This is a genomic window from Paenarthrobacter sp. AB444 (genome assembly GCF_028736865.1).
In the GTDB taxonomy this organism is placed as follows: Bacteria; Actinomycetota; Actinomycetes; order Actinomycetales; family Micrococcaceae; genus Arthrobacter; species Arthrobacter nicotinovorans_B.
Map to the genome: position 1 here is coordinate 607,540 of NZ_JAQZBY010000001.1, position 16,201 is coordinate 623,740.

13 protein-coding genes are annotated in these 16,201 nt (G+C 63.2%); 5 read left to right on the plus strand and 8 right to left on the minus strand.

Going from position 1 to position 16,201, the window contains the following annotated elements; all coding sequences use genetic code 11:
- Nucleotides 1-3 precede the first annotated feature (3 nt).
- On the minus strand, nt 4-1,086 hold the full coding sequence (gene cydB, locus PQ627_RS02780) for a cytochrome d ubiquinol oxidase subunit II (RefSeq protein WP_144662531.1): 1,083 nt from the start codon (nt 1,084-1,086) through the stop codon (nt 4-6).
- Between the two features lie 18 nt (nt 1,087-1,104).
- The gene (locus PQ627_RS02785; RefSeq protein ID WP_274258251.1) at nt 1,105-2,709 is read right to left on the minus strand and encodes a cytochrome ubiquinol oxidase subunit I; all 1,605 of its coding nucleotides are present in this window, start codon (nt 2,707-2,709) and stop codon (nt 1,105-1,107) included.
- Between the two features lie 281 nt (nt 2,710-2,990).
- Between PQ627_RS02785 and PQ627_RS02790 the strand changes: the two genes are divergently transcribed.
- Both PQ627_RS02790 and PQ627_RS02795 read left to right on the plus strand, forming a co-directional pair.
- Nucleotides 2,991-3,377: a BlaI/MecI/CopY family transcriptional regulator gene (locus tag PQ627_RS02790; RefSeq protein WP_274258252.1), complete on the plus strand. Its 387-nt coding sequence runs from the start codon at nt 2,991-2,993 to the stop codon at nt 3,375-3,377.
- A 5-nt stretch (nt 3,378-3,382) separates the two neighbouring features.
- The gene (locus PQ627_RS02795) at nt 3,383-4,369 is read left to right on the plus strand and encodes a M56 family metallopeptidase (protein WP_144662533.1); all 987 of its coding nucleotides are present in this window, start codon (nt 3,383-3,385) and stop codon (nt 4,367-4,369) included.
- Nucleotides 4,370-4,373: 4 nt separating this feature from the next.
- On the opposite strand, the gene PQ627_RS02800 is transcribed toward PQ627_RS02795, so the two are convergent.
- On the minus strand, nt 4,374-4,931 hold the full coding sequence (locus tag PQ627_RS02800) for a Chromate resistance protein ChrB (protein ID WP_274258253.1): 558 nt from the start codon (nt 4,929-4,931) through the stop codon (nt 4,374-4,376).
- A 33-nt stretch (nt 4,932-4,964) separates the two neighbouring features.
- Here PQ627_RS02800 and PQ627_RS02805 point away from each other — a divergent pair, with 33 nt between their 5' ends.
- A complete protein-coding gene (locus PQ627_RS02805) occupies nt 4,965-6,167 on the plus strand; it encodes an MFS transporter (RefSeq protein ID WP_274258254.1) in 1,203 nt (400 codons plus the stop codon).
- A 12-nt stretch (nt 6,168-6,179) separates the two neighbouring features.
- Here PQ627_RS02805 and PQ627_RS02810 read toward each other — a convergent pair whose 3' ends face one another.
- A complete protein-coding gene (locus tag PQ627_RS02810) occupies nt 6,180-8,288 on the minus strand; it encodes a DNA gyrase/topoisomerase IV subunit B (RefSeq protein WP_144662536.1) in 2,109 nt (702 codons plus the stop codon).
- A 254-nt stretch (nt 8,289-8,542) separates the two neighbouring features.
- On the opposite strand from PQ627_RS02810, the gene PQ627_RS02815 reads away from it, so the two are divergent.
- Nucleotides 8,543-8,764, plus strand: a complete 222-nt coding sequence (locus tag PQ627_RS02815; RefSeq protein WP_018778705.1) for a DUF7455 domain-containing protein — start codon at nt 8,543-8,545, stop codon at nt 8,762-8,764.
- Between the two features lie 230 nt (nt 8,765-8,994).
- Here the strand turns inward: PQ627_RS02815 and PQ627_RS02820 are convergent, their stop codons facing one another.
- The 4 genes from PQ627_RS02820 to PQ627_RS02835 all read right to left on the minus strand — a co-directional run bounded on the left by PQ627_RS02820 (nt 8,995) and on the right by PQ627_RS02835 (nt 14,239).
- On the minus strand, nt 8,995-10,305 hold the full coding sequence (locus PQ627_RS02820; RefSeq protein ID WP_144662537.1) for an RNA polymerase sigma factor: 1,311 nt from the start codon (nt 10,303-10,305) through the stop codon (nt 8,995-8,997).
- Nucleotides 10,306-10,549: 244 nt separating this feature from the next.
- On the minus strand, nt 10,550-11,833 hold the full coding sequence (locus PQ627_RS02825) for a DUF4192 domain-containing protein (protein ID WP_274258255.1): 1,284 nt from the start codon (nt 11,831-11,833) through the stop codon (nt 10,550-10,552).
- 77 nt (nt 11,834-11,910) lie between these two features.
- Nucleotides 11,911-13,266 carry an MFS transporter gene (locus PQ627_RS02830; RefSeq protein WP_274258256.1) on the minus strand — a complete coding sequence of 452 codons (1,356 nt, stop codon included), beginning with the start codon at nt 13,264-13,266 and terminating at the stop codon, nt 11,911-11,913.
- A gap of 34 nt (nt 13,267-13,300) precedes the next feature.
- Nucleotides 13,301-14,239, minus strand: coding sequence for a proteasome assembly chaperone family protein (locus tag PQ627_RS02835; RefSeq protein WP_274258257.1), 939 nt, complete (start codon nt 14,237-14,239; stop codon nt 13,301-13,303).
- Between the two features lie 276 nt (nt 14,240-14,515).
- Between PQ627_RS02835 and PQ627_RS02840 the strand changes: the two genes are divergently transcribed.
- Complete coding sequence (locus tag PQ627_RS02840) at nt 14,516-16,039, plus strand: leucyl aminopeptidase (protein WP_274258258.1); 1,524 nt, start codon at nt 14,516-14,518, stop codon at nt 16,037-16,039.
- The last annotated feature ends 162 nt before the right edge of the window (nt 16,040-16,201 follow it).

The window sequence follows — 16,201 nt, forward strand, 5'->3', positions numbered from 1 at the left end:
CGGTCAGTTTCCCGGTTGTGCGGGCTTGGTGGAGGCGCCGTCCTTGGAAATGAGTACTTTTGATGCAATGGCGGGCAGGAACCCGTGCGCTTCGGGAATATGCGCCGCGCTGACACGTCTTCTGAAGACCCAGTAGGTCCAGGCCTGGTAGGCGATCACCAGCGGCAGTCCCACGGCGGCAACAATGCTCATCAGGCCCAGTGTGTAGTCTGACGATGAAGCGCTGGAAATGGTCAGGTTGAAGGCCGGGTCGATAGTGGAGGGAATGACCACGGGGAACGCCGCCCCGAAGATTGAGGCAGTGGCGCACACGATGAAGGCGCCCAGGGCCCCGAAGGCGCGTCCCTCGGACCCGGCGCGGGCCAGTGTCCACGCGAGGACTACGGCAACCACTGCCACAGCTACCAGGGCCCACGTCCACGGTTTGCCGCTGAGGAACTGGACAGCCACCATCCAGCCGAACATGGGCAGGACCGCTGCCGGGACCAACCGCACAAACCAGCGGCGGGCGCGGTGCCGCACCTCGCCGTCGGTCTTCAAGGCAAGGAATGCAAGGGCATGCACCAGGGCAAAGGCGACCACACCGAAACCGCCCAGGAGCGCATAGCCACTGAACCAGGACAATGGCCCGCCGTCACGGTCTCCGTTGGCGTTCAAGGGAAGGCCCGTGGTGGTGAGCGCGAGCGCCGCGCCAATACCGAATGCGGCAACGAAAGACCCGACGGCGATCGCCCAGTCCCAGCGGTTGCGCCAGCGTTCCGAGTCCACCTTGCCGCGGTACTCGAAGGCGACAGCACGGAAGATCAGGGCAACCAATACAGCCAGCAGCGGCAGGTAGAGAGCCGAGAACAGGGACGCGTACCAGAGCGGGAAGGCTGCGAAGGTGGCCCCGGCCGCGGTCAGCAACCACACCTCGTTGCCGTCCCAGACCGGGCCGATGGTGTTCAGGAGAACGCGCCGGTCAGTGTTGTTGCGTGCGAACAGCTTCATGAGCATGCCGACGCCAAGGTCGAAGCCCTCAAGGAAGAGATAGCCGGTCCACAACACAGCGATGGCCACGAACCAGATGGTTGGCAACAGTTCCATTGTCAGTTTCCCCTGCTCCTAGTAGGCGAATGCCAGGACGTCGTCCCCGGACTTGTCCGGAGTGTCGTTGTCTTTGTCATGCCGCTCCCGGGCGTCATCGCCGTCGTTGGCATGTGCCAGTTCCGGCATGGCGGAGGCAACTCCGCCGCGGACGTACTTGACCAGCAGCTTCACTTCCACCACCAGCAACACCGCGTAGATGGCTGTCAGCACCACCAGCGACGCCATGATTTCTCCTGCGCTGACGCCGGGTGAGACTGCTGCGGCGGTAAACATGAACACTTGGTCGATGCCGTTCATATCCGGGTTGGGGGCCACGACGAACGGCTGGCGTCCCATTTCCGTAAAGATCCATCCGGCTGCGTTGGCGCCGAACGGTGCCAGGATGCCGAAGACAGCGAGCCGCATCAGCCACTTGGAGCCGGGAACAACACCCTTGCGCGTCACCCACAGTGCCAGCAGGGCTGCGAAGGCTGCGATGCCGCCGAACCCGATCATCATGCGGAAGCCCCAGTAGGTCACTTCCATGACGGGAACGTACTGGATTTCCTGGCCTGCGCGGTCACCGTACAGCGGGTTGTCCGGCAGGTGCGTTCCGTACTTCTCCTTATACTCGCCCAGGAGGCTGTTCACGCCCTTGACCTCGGTGGTGAAGTCTCCCTTGGCGAGGAAGGAAAGGATGCCGGGCACTTCGATGACTGCCACGATGTCGTCGCAGTTCTTAGCGCCGAGGTTGCCCACGCTGAGGACCGAGAAGCCCGTGCCGTCGTGGCAAGCGGCTTCGGCGGCAGCCATTTTCATGGGTTGCTGTTCGAACATGAGCTTGCCCTGCAGGTCACCGGTGATGGCCGTGCCGGCGAAGGAAATCATGGCTACTACGGCACCGATCCTCAGGGACTTCATCCAGACCGTGTAATCGGCCTTGTCACGCCCCGGGATGTCCTGCGCGGCACCGGGAATGATGCGGCCGTCCTTGCCAACAGTGTCGATGCCATCGTGCCGCCGACGCCACAGGTGGTACCAGGCGATGCCCAGCAGGAAGGCGCCCGCGACAGCGAGTGCACCGAACAGCGTGTGGGGCACGGCAACCAGCGCAGTGTTGTTGGTGAAGACGGCCCAGGCATCGGTCATGACGGGGCGCCCGTCCACCATCTCGACGCCCACGGGGTGCTGCATCCACGAGTTGGCCACAATGATGAAGTACGCCGAGAAGACGGAACCGATCACCGCAATCCACAGGCACGCCAGGTGGACTCCGCGCTTGAGTTGCTTCCAGCCGAAGATCCACAGACCCAGGAAAGTGGACTCCACGAAGAAGGCCAACAGGGCTTCAAGGGCCAGAGGCGCACCGAAGACGTCCCCTACGAAGCGGCTGTACTCACTCCAGGCCATGCCGAACTGGAATTCCTGCACGATGCCGGTGGCCACGCCCATGATGAAGTTGATCAGGAACAGCTTTCCCCAGAACTTGGTCATGCGCAGGTACTCGGGCTTTCCCGTGCGGTACCACATGGTCTGGATGATGGCCACAACCAGACCAAGGCCGATGGTGAGGGGCACCATCATGAAGTGGTAGACGGTAGTGATACCGAATTGCCAGCGTGCGATTTCCAAAGCGTCCATGGCTGTCCTTTGTGCGGTGGACCGAAGTACGATGACGTTACTTCTACGTAGCGTAGAAAACTTCTCTTCTACACAGTGTAGAACAAATGCCGGGCAACGAAACCCATTCTTCAAGTGGCTTCCACCACGCGCAAGAGGTGGCGCCCCGCGAGCGCCACGCCGATTGTTCTACCTCACGTAGAATGGAGGCTGGAAAAGCGGTAGATTTATGGTGGAATGTTGGATCATCGCTCCCGACGGCAGTCGCGCTGGCCCGGGATGCGGAAGGTAGGGAAGTATCGATGGCAAGTCTTGGGGAACTCGAGCGGGCAGTGATGGATCTGCTCTGGGCAGGCCAGGAAGCTGCAACCGCCAATATACTGCGTGACCTCCTGGCGCAGGATTCCGAGGCCGGGGACGGCACCGCCGGCCATCAAGGCAAAGACCTGGCAGTGACCACTGTCCTGACCGTGCTCTCACGCCTGGAAAAGAAGGGCCTGGTGGAACGTGAACGCGGAACACGCCCGCACCGTTACCAGGCTGTTTCCAGCCGCGCAGACCACACGGCCGAGCTGATGCACGAAGTCCTGGGTTCCGCCCCGGACCGCGAGGCAGTCCTGGCCCGCTTCATTGGCTCAGTCACCGAAAGTGAAGCAGCTACCCTGCGCAAACTGCTCGGCTACAATTAGCCACTATGTTCTGGACCTCATACCTGCTTGCGGTCCTGGCATTGATTCTGGCGTGGCCGGTTCCGGTCCTGCTGTCGCGGGCACAATGGCCGGCACGCTCTCCCTTCACGGCCATGATCCTGTGGCAGGCCATAGCCCTTGCCGGTGGACTGTCCATGATTGGCGCCATGCTTGTCTATGGACTCGAACCCATTGGCGACAACCTCCTGGCAGGGCTCAGGAGCCTGGCCGGGATGGTGTTCAACAATGAACCAACCACCGCACTGGGCTTCTGGCACCTCTTCGCACTGTCGGCAGCTGCGCTTCTTACGGCGCACCTGGTCTTTACCCTGCTGCTGACGTACTACAAGATCGAACGCCAGCGCCGACGGCACCGCGAGCTCCTGGCCCTCCTCGCATCCCCATCCGACGACGGACCAGGGACAGTGGTGATAAATCATGAATCCCCCGTCGCCTACTGCCTCCCCGGCGGCGCCCGCTCCGTCACGGTCCTCTCCGACGGCCTGATGGCCGCACTTGATCCCGCTGAGCTCCGGGCCGTCCTCATCCACGAAAATGCCCACCTTTCCCAGCGCCACGACCTCTTGCTGTGGGCTTTCGCCGCCTGGCGCCAGGCGCTGCCATGGTTTCCCACCACGCGCTTGGCCCAGACAGCAGTGAACTCACTGATCGAAATGTTGGCCGACGACGTCGCACTTCGCACCGAGAGCAAGGGAACGCTCATCAAGGCCATTGCCATCGTCGCCAGCGGCAGCTCACAGCCTGCCGTCAGCGCCGCAGCCCTCAAAGGCGGCGGGGCCGTCGTCGAGGGCTCTGGCGTCAGCGCCACCGGAGGTGCTGATTCACCACGCACGACGGCGTCACGCGTCAGCCGTTTGCTCTCACCGCAACCGCCGCTTACCACCGGCCTGAGGGCTTTGGTCCTTGCCGCCTCCGTGCTGCTGCTGGCAGTACCGACGGCACTCTTGATCGTGCCGGGGCTGCTCGGTTAGGGCACTACAGGCTGTTCCGACCACCCTGTTCGGGGAGCATGACCTCGTAGACCCGGGAAGAGAAGCCCTCCAGGGCTGCTGCGCACCGTGCCAGTTGCTCAGCGGCGTCCCCCGCCAGAGGAAGGTGCAGAACGTCGCGTGACTTCAACTCCCGGAACCAACGCCTCAACCGCTCCAGACTCTGTTCTTCTTCTTCAAGTTCGGCAAAAGTGAATTTCTCCTGCGCTATCTCCTTGGCGATTTCTGCCTCGAACTTCCGGCAATCGGCCATGAACTCGGCCCACTCCTCCTGTCGGGCAGCTTCATAAGCAGCCCTGAAAACGACGTCACCTGGCTGGCGTGGCACGGCATCCACCAAGGTCCAGGTCCCGCCACCCTTGGCTACGAGCTCGCCGGCACGGACCAGCCCTTCGTCAAAGGCGGGGTGGGCGGGGAGGAGCCACGTACCTGGACTCAAAGGGACGGCGCCGATCCTGCGCAATTCGCGCCACACAGCTACACGGTGCCTGGAGGGCTGGGACGGAACCTGAACCAGGATCAACAGCCATCGTTCATCAATCACAACAGCCAATGTAGCAGCTGTTACATTTAGTGCGTGAAGACCCCAGAGGCAGCCAGCGCTGCACGCACGACTCCCTACCACCGGTGGCCCCTCTACGCGGCCGGCTTCACTACCGCCTTCGGGGCCCACGCCGTGGCTGCAGGGCTCGGCGCCGAGAGTGCGGACATCGGCCTCAGCCTGCTTGGCTTGGGGATTCTGCTTGCCCTCTACGACATCGCCGAGGTCTTCCTCAAGCCCGTCTTTGGCGCCTTGAGCGACCGCATCGGGCCCAAGCCAGTCATCGTGGGAGGCCTTTTTGCCTTTGCTGCCGCCTCCCTGGTTGGCCTGTGGGCAGACCAACCAGCCATGCTCGCTGCGGCGCGGCTTGGACAAGGCATGGCGGCATCAGCCTTCTCGCCTGCCTCGTCTGCCAGCGTCGCCCGGCTTGCGGGGGGCAAGACCGGACGCTATTTCGGACGCTACGGCTCCTGGAAAGGCTTCGGTTACGCCATAGGCCCGCTCCTGGGCGCCTTGGCCATCCTCGCCGGGGGCTTCGCCCTTCTCTTCGCCGTCCTGTCGTGTCTTGCCCTCGTGACTGCCGTGTGGACCATCCTGGCCATGCCGCGCCTGGAGCCGCTGCCCAGGACCCGCTACGCCGTCCTGGACGTGTGGCGGCAGAGCACCGAGAAGTCCTTTCTGGGACCCACCCTGGTCCTGGCTGCGTCCACGGGAGCCCTCGGTGCTGCAGTGGGCTTCCTTCCCGCCCTCGCAGCACGGGACGGGCTGGGCACTGCGGGGAGTATCGCCGTCGCCACCGCCTTGGCGGTTGCCTCCTCAGCCGTGCAACCCCGCATTGGTGCCCTGCGGGACCGCGGGGTCCTCTCGGACAGGCCCGGGATGATCACGGGACTAGGCTGCATTGCTGCCGGAACCCTCCTCGCAGCTGTCCTGCCTGGAGCGTGGTGGGTCTATGCGGCCGCCGTCCTTATTGGCCTGGGCATTGGCGTCGCCACGCCACTCGCCTTTGCCCACCTTGCCGATTCCACCCCCAAGGAGCGACTCGGCCGGACGATGGGTTCGGCGGAACTTGGACGTGAGCTCGGTGACGCCGGAGGTCCGCTGCTGGTGGGTGGTATCGCCGTTGCAGCAGGTCTTCCCTGGGGCCTTGGAACACTGGCGTTACTGGTGGGAGCCGCCGCGTTTGCCGCCCCGGCGGCATCCGCCACCCGGGGCACTTCCGCCCAGGAGCCTGGCTGACACCCCCGCCGGCTATGCGTCGATGCGCTCCCGGTCCAACGTTGCCGCACCGGCGATGATGAACTCCTTGCGAGGTGCCACGTCAGAGCCCATCAGGAGATCAAACACTTCCTCGGCACGCTGGGCACTGTCGATGCCAACCTTACGCAAGGTCCTGTGCCGGGGGTCCATGGTGGTCTCCGCCAATTGCTGGGCGTCCATCTCACCCAGGCCCTTGTAACGCTGAATCGGTTCTTTGTACCGCTTGCCTTCCTTGACCAGTTTGGCAAGGAGCACGTGGAGCTCGGCTTCGGAGTACGTGTAGATCATCTCGTTGGCCTTCTGGCCCGGGTTGATCACTTCCACCCGGTGAAGAGGAGGCACAGCGGCAAACACGCGGCCGGCTTCCACCATGGGGCGCATGTAGCGGAAGAAGAGCGTCAAGAGAAGAGTACGGATGTGGGCGCCGTCGACGTCGGCATCGGTCATGAGGATGACTTTGCCGTAGCGGGCCGCGTCCAGGTCGAAGCTGCGGCCGGAGCCGGCGCCCACCACCTGGATCAGAGCCGCGCACTCGGCGTTGGACAACATGTCACCCACCGAAGCCTTCTGCACGTTCAGGATCTTTCCGCGGATGGGAAGAAGAGCCTGGAAATCCGAGGACCTGGCAAGCTTTGCCGTTCCAAGCGCGGAGTCACCTTCGACGATGAACAGTTCCGAGCGTTCCACGTCATCGGTGCGGCAATCGGCCAGCTTGGTGGGCATGGAAGAGGTCTCCAGGGCATTCTTCCGGCGCTGGGTCTCCTTGTGGACGCGGGCCGAGATGCGCGATTTCATTTCGCTGACCATCTTCTCCAGCAGCAGCGCCGACTGGGCCTTGTCATTACGGTTGGCCGAGTTCAGCCGTGCAGTGATTTCCTTCTCAACCACTTTGGCCACAATCGCCCGAACCGCTGAGGTACCAAGGATTTCCTTGGTCTGCCCCTCGAACTGCGGCTCAGCCAGACGAACCGTCAGGACAGCCGTCAGGCCGGCAAGGATGTCATCCTTCTCGATCTTATCGTTTCCGGCTTTGAGCTTGCGCGCGTTCGTTTCCACGGCCTTGCGGAAGGTCTTCAGGAGGGCCGCTTCAAAGCCCGACTGGTGGGTGCCTCCCTTGGGCGTGGCGATGATGTTGACGAAACTGCGGATGGTGGTTTCGTAGCCGATCCCCCAGCGCAGGGCGATATCGACTTCGCAATCCCGTTCCACTTCGGCGATCTTGCTGTGCCCGTTTTCGTCGAGAACAGGAACAGTTTCCTTGAACTTGCCTGATCCGTGGAGCCGCCAGATGTCCGTGACGCCGGAATCCGCAGCAAGGAATTCCACGAATTCGCTGATGCCACCGTCGTGGTGGAACACTTCCTCGTGGACGCCGTTCTCGCCCGGGGTCCCGGCCAGCTTGCGCTCATCGCGTACGGTGATCCGCAATCCCGGGACAAGGAACGACGTCTGACGGGCACGGGCCACGAGGTCGTCGTAGGAGAACTTTGCGTCAGGAGTGAAGATCTGGCGGTCAGCCCAGTAACGTACGCGGGTTCCGGTGACGCCACGCTTTGCCTTCCCGACCACATCCAACACCGAATTCTCGACGAACGGTTCGAACGGGGACGTGGGGCCGGGCTTTGATCCGGCATCGAGGAAGCGGCCGGGCTCACCGCGACGGAAGGACATCTGGTAGGTCTTGCTGCCGCGGTCCACCTGGACATCGAGGCGGCTGGACAACGCGTTGACCACCGAAGCACCAACGCCGTGGAGGCCACCGGAAGCGGTATAGGAGCCGCCGCCGAACTTTCCGCCCGCGTGCAGCTTGGTGAAGACGACCTCGACGCCGGACAGTCCGGTCTTCGGCTCGACGTCTACGGGGATGCCGCGGCCGTCGTCGTGGATCTCCACTGAATTGTCCGCGTGCAAAATGACTTTGATGTCGTGGCCGAAACCCGCCAAAGCCTCGTCCACCGCGTTGTCGATGATTTCCCACAGGCAGTGCATGAGGCCACGTGAGTCGGTGGATCCGATGTACATGCCCGGGCGTTTGCGGACCGCTTCAAGGCCCTCGAGGACAGACAGATGCCGGGCGTTGTATTCAGAACTCGGTGCCACGTGGGGGTGTGCTCCTTCGGGTATATCTAAAGCTGGTTCCCAGCCATATTCCGCTGGCAACTCAAGGCAAACACTGCCCATACTAGGTTAGCCGCGACGGGCCCTGCGTACCGGTTGCCACTCCCGGCCCGCGGCAAAAGGCCCAGTTGCGTTATGGACATGTGATACGCGGACAGCGAAAGTGACCCATCCTTGCCATGGATCTGCGTCGAATGCTGGTTATATGGATGTACAGAACTACTAAGGAGGCCGACATGACAACAGCAGTTGCAGACCGCACACTGAACGCCGCTGACCGGTGCGATCGTTGCGGAGCCCAGGCGTATGTCCGCGTTGTACTCGAGTCCTCCGGCGGTGAGCTGCTTTTCTGCGGCCACCACGCACGTGCAGTTGAAGCCACGCTCCGGCCCATGACTTCCGATTGGCACGATGAGACCGAGCGCCTCAACGAGAAGGCACCCGTCCCCGTCGACTAGAAGTGCAACCCGGCAAAGCCCGGAGTCACATCGCGCAGAAGGGCCCTTCCCCATTGGAAGGGCCCTTTTGCTGTGCCCCCCCGGGTTCCGCGGTTCCCGCGCGGCTTGCAGTTTGCTGCGGCCGGGCCGGCGCATCCACGGCGGAGAACAGCCCACTCAGTGAACAAGAAGGCGGCCCAGCCGGAAATCCGACTGGGCCGCCTTCATGCGTCCTGGGTTGCGCAGACCGTTTAGTCCAGGTAGTCCCGCAGTACCTGTGAGCGGGACGGGTGCCGCAGCTTGGACATGGTCTTGGATTCGATCTGGCGGATACGCTCGCGCGTCACTCCGTAGACCTTGCCGATTTCGTCTAAAGTCTTCGGCTGTCCATCGGTGAGGCCGAATCGCATGGCCACGACCCCTGCCTCGCGCTCGGACAGCGTGTCCAGCACGGAGTGCAGCTGCTCCTGCAGCAGCGTGAAGCTCACCGCGTCAGCCGGGACTACAGCTTCGGAGTCTTCGATCAGGTCGCCGAATTCCGAGTCACCGTCCTCACCAAGGGGGGTGTGGAGCGAAATGGGTTCACGACCATACTTCTGGACCTCGACAACCTTTTCGGGCGTCATGTCCAGCTCCAGAGCCAACTCTTCAGGCGTGGGCTCACGACCCAGGTCCTGAAGCATTTGGCGCTGAACGCGGGCCAGCTTGTTGATGACTTCAACCATGTGGACCGGGATACGGATCGTGCGGGCCTGGTCTGCCATTGCACGGGTAATTGCCTGGCGGATCCACCAAGTGGCGTAAGTGGAGAACTTGAAGCCCTTGGTGTAGTCGAACTTCTCCACTGCGCGGATAAGACCCAGGTTGCCTTCCTGGATCAGGTCCAGGAACAGCATGCCTCGCCCGGTGTATCGCTTGGCCAGCGAAACGACGAGGCGGAGGTTGGCCTCAAGCAGGTGGTTCTTGGCGCGCTTTCCATCATGGATGACGAATTCGAGCTCGCGCTTGAGCTTGGGATCCATGGATCCGTCGTCTGCATTGATCTTTTCCTCGGCGAAGAGGCCAGCCTCGATGCGGAGGGCCAGATCGACTTCCTGCTCGGCATTCAGCAGGGCAACCTTGCCGATTTGCTTCAGGTAGTCCTTGACGGGGTCTGCAGTTGCACCGGCCGACATGACCTGCTGTACAGGTGCGTCGTCGTCATCGGCGTCCGAGTAGACGAAGCCGGAGCCGGAGGGGGCAGCCTTGTCCTTGGCGGCAGTTGCGCCGTCCTCGGTGTCGTCGTCGCCGACTTCGACTTCCTCCGCTGCTGCGGGGTCAAAGTCTTCGTCCTCGACGCCTGGCTCTTCAGGATCTACAGCGGAGTCGCTCGCTGCTTCAGCAGCGGCCTTGGCGCCAGGCTTGGGTCCACGCTTCTTGGGGGCAGGCTTGTCAGAGTCGCCCTCTGAAGCCTTGTTGGCAGCACGTGTCGCGGCGCGCTTTGCCGATGTGGCCGCCTTCTTTTCCTCAGCGGACAATTCGGCCAGGGCGGCGGGTTCCTTCTCGACGGAAGACGGGGTCACAGAAAACCTTTCTAGCGGCGGTCTGTGGAATCACCATACGGGCAACACCACTATGACCCTGTCAAGTCCGCGATCAATTTCAAATGCGATCGCCGCCTGCAGAGTCTTTGACTACAACTACAGACGACACTGAATTGTTCCCGGCAGCCGGGCCAATCCAAGCATTCAAACGCGGACCCAACCGGGTCTCGGCATCCATTGTCTCACGGTTTTGCCAAACATACGCCTGTTGGATGGCGTGGAACTAAACCGGGACATTCCTTGACCCCTTCCAGGCTGAGTCGGGACGGCGCGCCCACCCACAAACTGACCCCTGTCCCATGACCCCCATCAGCAGTTCCGCCAACCGGTAGTTGGCATGGGCCTCGAGGGCCCGGCTCAGGCAAGCGTGGGCAACGGTACCCATGCCCTTGCACCAAAAGATCCATCCTTGGAGCGTCAGTGCTGCGGCAGCCACTTCTCCCTGTTCACCGTCGACGCCAAGTCCCGCCAGGAGTTGCTGCAGTACATCAAGGTCCTTCCAACACGGCAGCTCCGGACGCATGCCCAGGAGGACATCGCCGTAGGTGTACACGTTGAGGGGTTCACTTGATCCGGCAGCACTGCCAGCCGACGGTCCGGCCCCGGTTGCACCCCGATCCTGGGTAGCACTGGTGTCCACACCCACGTCGCTGGGGTCGAAGGATCCGGCGAGGGGGTCCTCTGCCTCGAAGAATCCGAACCCGGCAGCTCCGGCCTTGGCAGCTCCGACGCCAGCAGCTGCCATCACCACTACGGCATCCCGCCAAGCCGGTATTTTAAGAGTGGTTCTGAGGAAGCCCATGAGTCCTGCATCAGCTGAAGGCTCCAAGGGATCCCCTCGGTGGTGCCTGTCCAGCACGTGGCGCCACACAGCAAGTACCGAATCAAAGCAGGCCTCGCTGCGCCACAGGGGCAGGACGTTGTCGTCGAAGCCGTCTTCCGCTTCCAGCACCCGGGAGTCATGCGCTCCCGGCCGAGCCAAACGCAGTCCGTCAGCCCCCTTCCCAGGGAAGGGTCCAACAGCGCTGCCCTGGTACACGAGCTCTGTGCTGAGTCGGCTCTCCTTGATCCGTTCGATCGGGAATCCCGGAATCGGGCAGCAGCCGCCATCCTCGCAATAGGCGCCGCGCCAGTAATCTGTGCCCACCAACCATGCATCGCGGACAGTAAGGCCAGCGCGGTCAAAGCTGGCCCGCAGGGCATCGAGAAGCGGTGCGGTCCGCTGGATGACAGTGCCGTCATTCCAACCCTCCGCGGTGTACACGGCCAGAACAACGCCGTTGGCGGCCTCGTCGGCGATCAGATAGCTGAGGATTTGTTCGGCAAAGCAGGGCAGCCAGTCAGCTGGGGACAGGACGGGCAAGTCCACGCGGAGTGTGGCCCCCAGGACCTTTCCTTGCATGGTGATGGCCACGAGGCTGTCTTCAGGCCAGTAGCCCAGCATGTGGGGAATGTAGCCAAGGATGTCTTCGGGCTGGTGAATGCTGAGCGTTCTGTTGGTAGTCATGCTTCCAGCCTGCGCATCGGCGGAGGCAAGAAACAGGGAGCACTTTGCGTATGTGGAAAAGCCCCGGGAAAGGGATGCTACTGCTCCCCCGCCACCTTGGAGCGTGCTTCACGCCGCCGTTCCAGGCGCTCACGCCGCTGCCGTGCGAGCGCCGTTGCCAGTGGCGGCACGTGGATCCCTTGAGCGGCCATTTGCCGGCGGACCTTGCGGCGGGTCACAACAATGAGCAGGGTTCCGATCGCGAGCAACAGGAATTGGACGCTGAGGGCAATCCGGAACGGCTCCAGCCCGTACAGCTCCCCACCGGAAAAACCGCTGGCATTCAGGAGGTCAAGAACCAGGCCGATGAGGTAGATCGCGATCAGGGCTGCGATGAAGCCGCCCACGTTGACTATCCCGGTCGCCGTACCGATGCGATGCGAAGGATTGAAGGTCCGCGCGAAATCAAAGCCGATCATGGATCCTGGTCCGCCTACCGCCAGGACCACCACCAGGATGACCAGGAGCCACAGCGGAGCACGCTCGGGAAGAAGCAGTACGGCCGCCCAAGCGACGGCCGTTGCGGTAGTGATCAACAGCACCATGGCGGACCGTCGCATGGGATGCCGGGCCACGAACCGGCCGAAGCCAGGCCCGGCAACGATGGCGGTGGCCACGAACAGGGCCATCAAAGCAGAGACTGTTCCGGCGTCGAGTCCTTGGGCGGAGAGCAGGAACGGGTAACCCCAGGTCATCGCGAAGAGGTTGCCGCTGAACTGGACAGTGAAATGGCTCCAGAGCCCGAGCCGGGTTCCTGGCTGCTTCCAGGCGCGGGACAGGGAAACACCCGTGGCCCTCAGGCCTTGGGCCGTCACCGTGGCCGGATGTCCGGGAGGCGCATCCCTCAACAGAGCAAGGACCAGTACCACCGCCAGCACGGACATCGACGCCAGGGTCAGGAAAGCCGGCGTCCATCCCGCCGAGTGCAGCAGCAAAGCGAAGGGAACCACGCTGAACAGCTGGCCCAACTGCCCGCACATGCCGGTCAACTGCGTCACCAGCGGAACCCGGGACGGTGCGAACCACAGAGGAACCAACCGGATAACGGAGATGAAGGTCATGGCGTCGCCGGCGCCCACCAGGACCCGGCCAAGGACGCCTCCAGGGATGCTGTCGGCGAAAGCCAGCTGCAGTTGTCCCGCCGCCATGAGGACAGCACCGCCGGCCACCATGACCCGGGATCCAAACCGGTCCACCAGCACGCCGACCGGGATCTGGAGACCGGCATAGACCAACAGCTGCAACACGGTAAAAAAGGAAATCGCCGAGGCACTGGCATGGAACCGCTCAGTGGCCTCCAGGCCCGCGACCCCGAAGGAGGTACGCTGCGCCACAGCCACGAGGTAGGCAAAGATGCCTATGGTCCAGATCAGCCAGGCGCGGGGAGAAGTCACACCTCAATTATGCCGGTCAACCGTTAAAGCTGATTTATTGAGGCGTGTCTTTACGAGCCAGGTAGGCTTCCACAGCCGCGCCGATGTCCTCGGCATCGGGCAGTTCGTCGTTCTCGTAGGCAAGCAAGGAACGACGCACGATGCCTTCGGACTTCTCGTCGTAGCGGGCCTCAAGGTTGGCGACGACGGCCTGCACTTCTTCGGAAGCCTCAATCTGTTCGGCGATCTGCCGTCCGACCTCCCGGCCTGCTTCCCGGAGACGGTCCGTAGGAAGCATGAGGGACGTTGCGGCCCCCAGGTATTCCAAGCCGGCGACGGCCGCCGTCGGGTACTCGGCTTCGGACAGGTAATGCGGAACGTGGACAACATAGCCGGCCACGTTGCGCTCCGCCTCGGTGAGCCGGAGTTCAAGGATGTGGCCGATGGCAGCAGGAACCTCGACCGTAGGTTTCCAACTGGAGATCCCTTCGATCAGCTCAGGCCGGTTGCCGTGTACCGTCACACCGACGGGGCGCGTGTGCGGTACCGGCATGGGAATGGAGTGGATCCACGTGACGAGGTTAACGTCCAGCTTCTCCACAATCCCTACGACGGCGCGGGCGAAGCGCTCCCACTGCAGGTCCGGCTCAAAACCTGCCAGCAGCAGGAACGGCTGTCCCAGCCCATCCGTGAGCTTGTACAGGCCAAGCTTGGGCGCCTTGTAGTCCTGGAGGTGGTCTTCCACAAAGCTGATGTGTGGCCGGCGCGACCGGTAGTCAATGAGCTGGTCGGCATCGAACATGGCCACGACCTCGGCGTCGAGTTCATCCAGCAGTTCCGCATTAATCTGCCGGACCACGTGACCGGCGTCGGCAAATCCCGTGAATCCCATGACCATGTTCAGGCCACGGAGTTCGGGACTGTGGAAGGTCTCAATGTTGCTCGCGTAGAGAGCTTCTGGGTCCAGGAGGGTGCCGGATATCCGTTCAAACACGGCGTATTCCTTTCACGGGGCAAGTTCGGATGGTCTATTTGGGTACAACGCTGCACAGGAAGCGCGCATTCCTGCTGGGGGATGTGCGGCAGATCTCATTTAATTGCTTTCCGCGGGCGCCGAGAGACTACGATCGAAACAGGCCCGCGTCCGCTAACGACGCTGGGCCTGAAGACCAAGGCCGCCGTCGAATGAGGACGTCGGGCGCGTACCGGGGCAGGCCGCCAAACATGCGGCCCCGCCATGCACTGCAGAGAGAAGTGAGGACACATCCTCGTGGTCAAGACTACTGACATCAACCTGTCCATCATCGCCAAGGACCTGAAAAAGTCCCCCAGCGACGCCCTTGTGATCGGCGTTGCGCAAGGCGCTGAAGGGCCTGTGCTGCTCGCCAATCCCCTGAGCGCCAAGGCTGCCGAGTCCGTTGCGGGCTCCCTGAAGTCCCTGGGAATCAGCGGCGCGGCCGACCAGGTGCACCGGCTTCCCGGACTGCCGGAAACAGGCGCCGGGATCCTGGTCCTGGCCGGTGTCGGCAAACTCCAGCCCGGCGGCGGCCTCAGCGAAGAGGCGCTGCGGCGCGCAGCAGGGTCCGCTGTGCGCCAGCTCGCGGGACTGGCTGCAGTGACGCTGGCTTTCCCGACGCCGGCACTTGCCGACGTCGCTGCAGTCGCTGAAGGTGCCACCCTGGGAGCCTACTCCTACACCGAGCACCGCTCCTCCACGGACGGCCTGAAAGCACCGGTGGCCAAGGTCCAGATCTTCTCCGACGTGGACGCAAAGGACGCACAGCCGGCGCTGGACCGCGCCGTTGTGCTTGCCAGGGCCGTCAACGCCACCCGGACACTGGTAAACCAGCCTCCCAGCCACCTCTACCCCGAGTCTTTTGCGGAGTCCGCCAAGGAACTCGCCAAGGGTCTTCCCGTGAAGGTCACCGTCTGGGACGAGAAGCGCCTCGAAAAGGAAGGCTTCGGAGGCATCCTCGGCGTAGGCAAGGGCTCCACCCGCCAGCCGCGCCTGGTCAAGGTGGAATACGCTCCGGCCAAGGCCACCAAGAAGATTGCCCTCGTGGGCAAGGGCATCACCTTCGACACGGGCGGCATTTCCATCAAGCCGGCCCTCGGCATGGGCGACATGAAGAGCGATATGGCGGGCGCCGCCGTCGTTCTTAACACGGTCCTGGCGCTTGCGTCGATGGGTCTGCCCATCAAGGCGACCGCCTGGCTCTGCATCGCAGAGAACATGCCCTCGGGCGCCGCAGCGCGGCCCGCGGATGTCTTCACTATCCACGGTGGCAAGACCGTGGAGGTCCTGAACACCGACGCCGAAGGCCGCCTGGTGATGGCCGACGGACTCGTCGCTGCCAGCCTTGAGAAGCCCGACGTCATCATCGACGTTGCCACGCTGACCGGCGCCCAGTTGATTGCCTTGGGTCTGCGCACGGCCGGTGTGATGGGTTCGGATTCCGTCACGGCCGCGCTGAAGTCGGCAGCTGACCGCGCCGGCGAGCTGGTGTGGCCCATGCCGCTGCCTGAGGAGCTCCGCCCCAGCCTGGATTCGCAGGTTGCCGACATCGCCAACATCGGTGAGCGCAACGGCGGCATGATGACCGCCGCGGTCTTCCTGCGCGAGTTCGTGGGCAAGGACGGCAACGGCGAACAGATACCGTGGGCCCACGTGGACATTGCCGGGCCGTCGTTCAACAACGGCAGCCCCTACGGCTACACACCCAAGCAGGGCACGGGCTGCACAGTCCGCACCCTGGTTGCCTACGCTGAAGACCTTCTGGCGGTCACCGCCTAGCGGCACGCCCCCGCTCCCTTCCGGGTTGCGTGGTCCGTCGGCGCCCCCGCCAGGGCCGCGCAACCCCGGAATTATGCGGCGTGTAGCGCTGTGTCACAAGTGAACGTGAGTCTCGACACAAGCGCTCCACAAACACCCGCAGAGGGTGGAGCATGGGTAGGT

What these genes read in the sequence shown, in the direction of transcription:
- cydB (WP_144662531.1), bottom strand. Translation starts at nt 1,086, where the DNA reads ATGGAACTGTTGCCAACCATCTGGTTCGTGGCCATCGCTGTGTTGTGG.
- PQ627_RS02785 (WP_274258251.1), bottom strand. Translation starts at nt 2,709, where the DNA reads ATGGACGCTTTGGAAATCGCACGCTGGCAATTCGGTATCACTACCGTC.
- PQ627_RS02790 (WP_274258252.1), top strand. Translation starts at nt 2,991, where the DNA reads ATGGCAAGTCTTGGGGAACTCGAGCGGGCAGTGATGGATCTGCTCTGG.
- PQ627_RS02795 (WP_144662533.1), top strand. Translation starts at nt 3,383, where the DNA reads ATGTTCTGGACCTCATACCTGCTTGCGGTCCTGGCATTGATTCTGGCG.
- PQ627_RS02815 (WP_018778705.1), top strand. Translation starts at nt 8,543, where the DNA reads ATGACAACAGCAGTTGCAGACCGCACACTGAACGCCGCTGACCGGTGC.
- PQ627_RS02825 (WP_274258255.1), bottom strand. Translation starts at nt 11,833, where the DNA reads ATGACTACCAACAGAACGCTCAGCATTCACCAGCCCGAAGACATCCTT.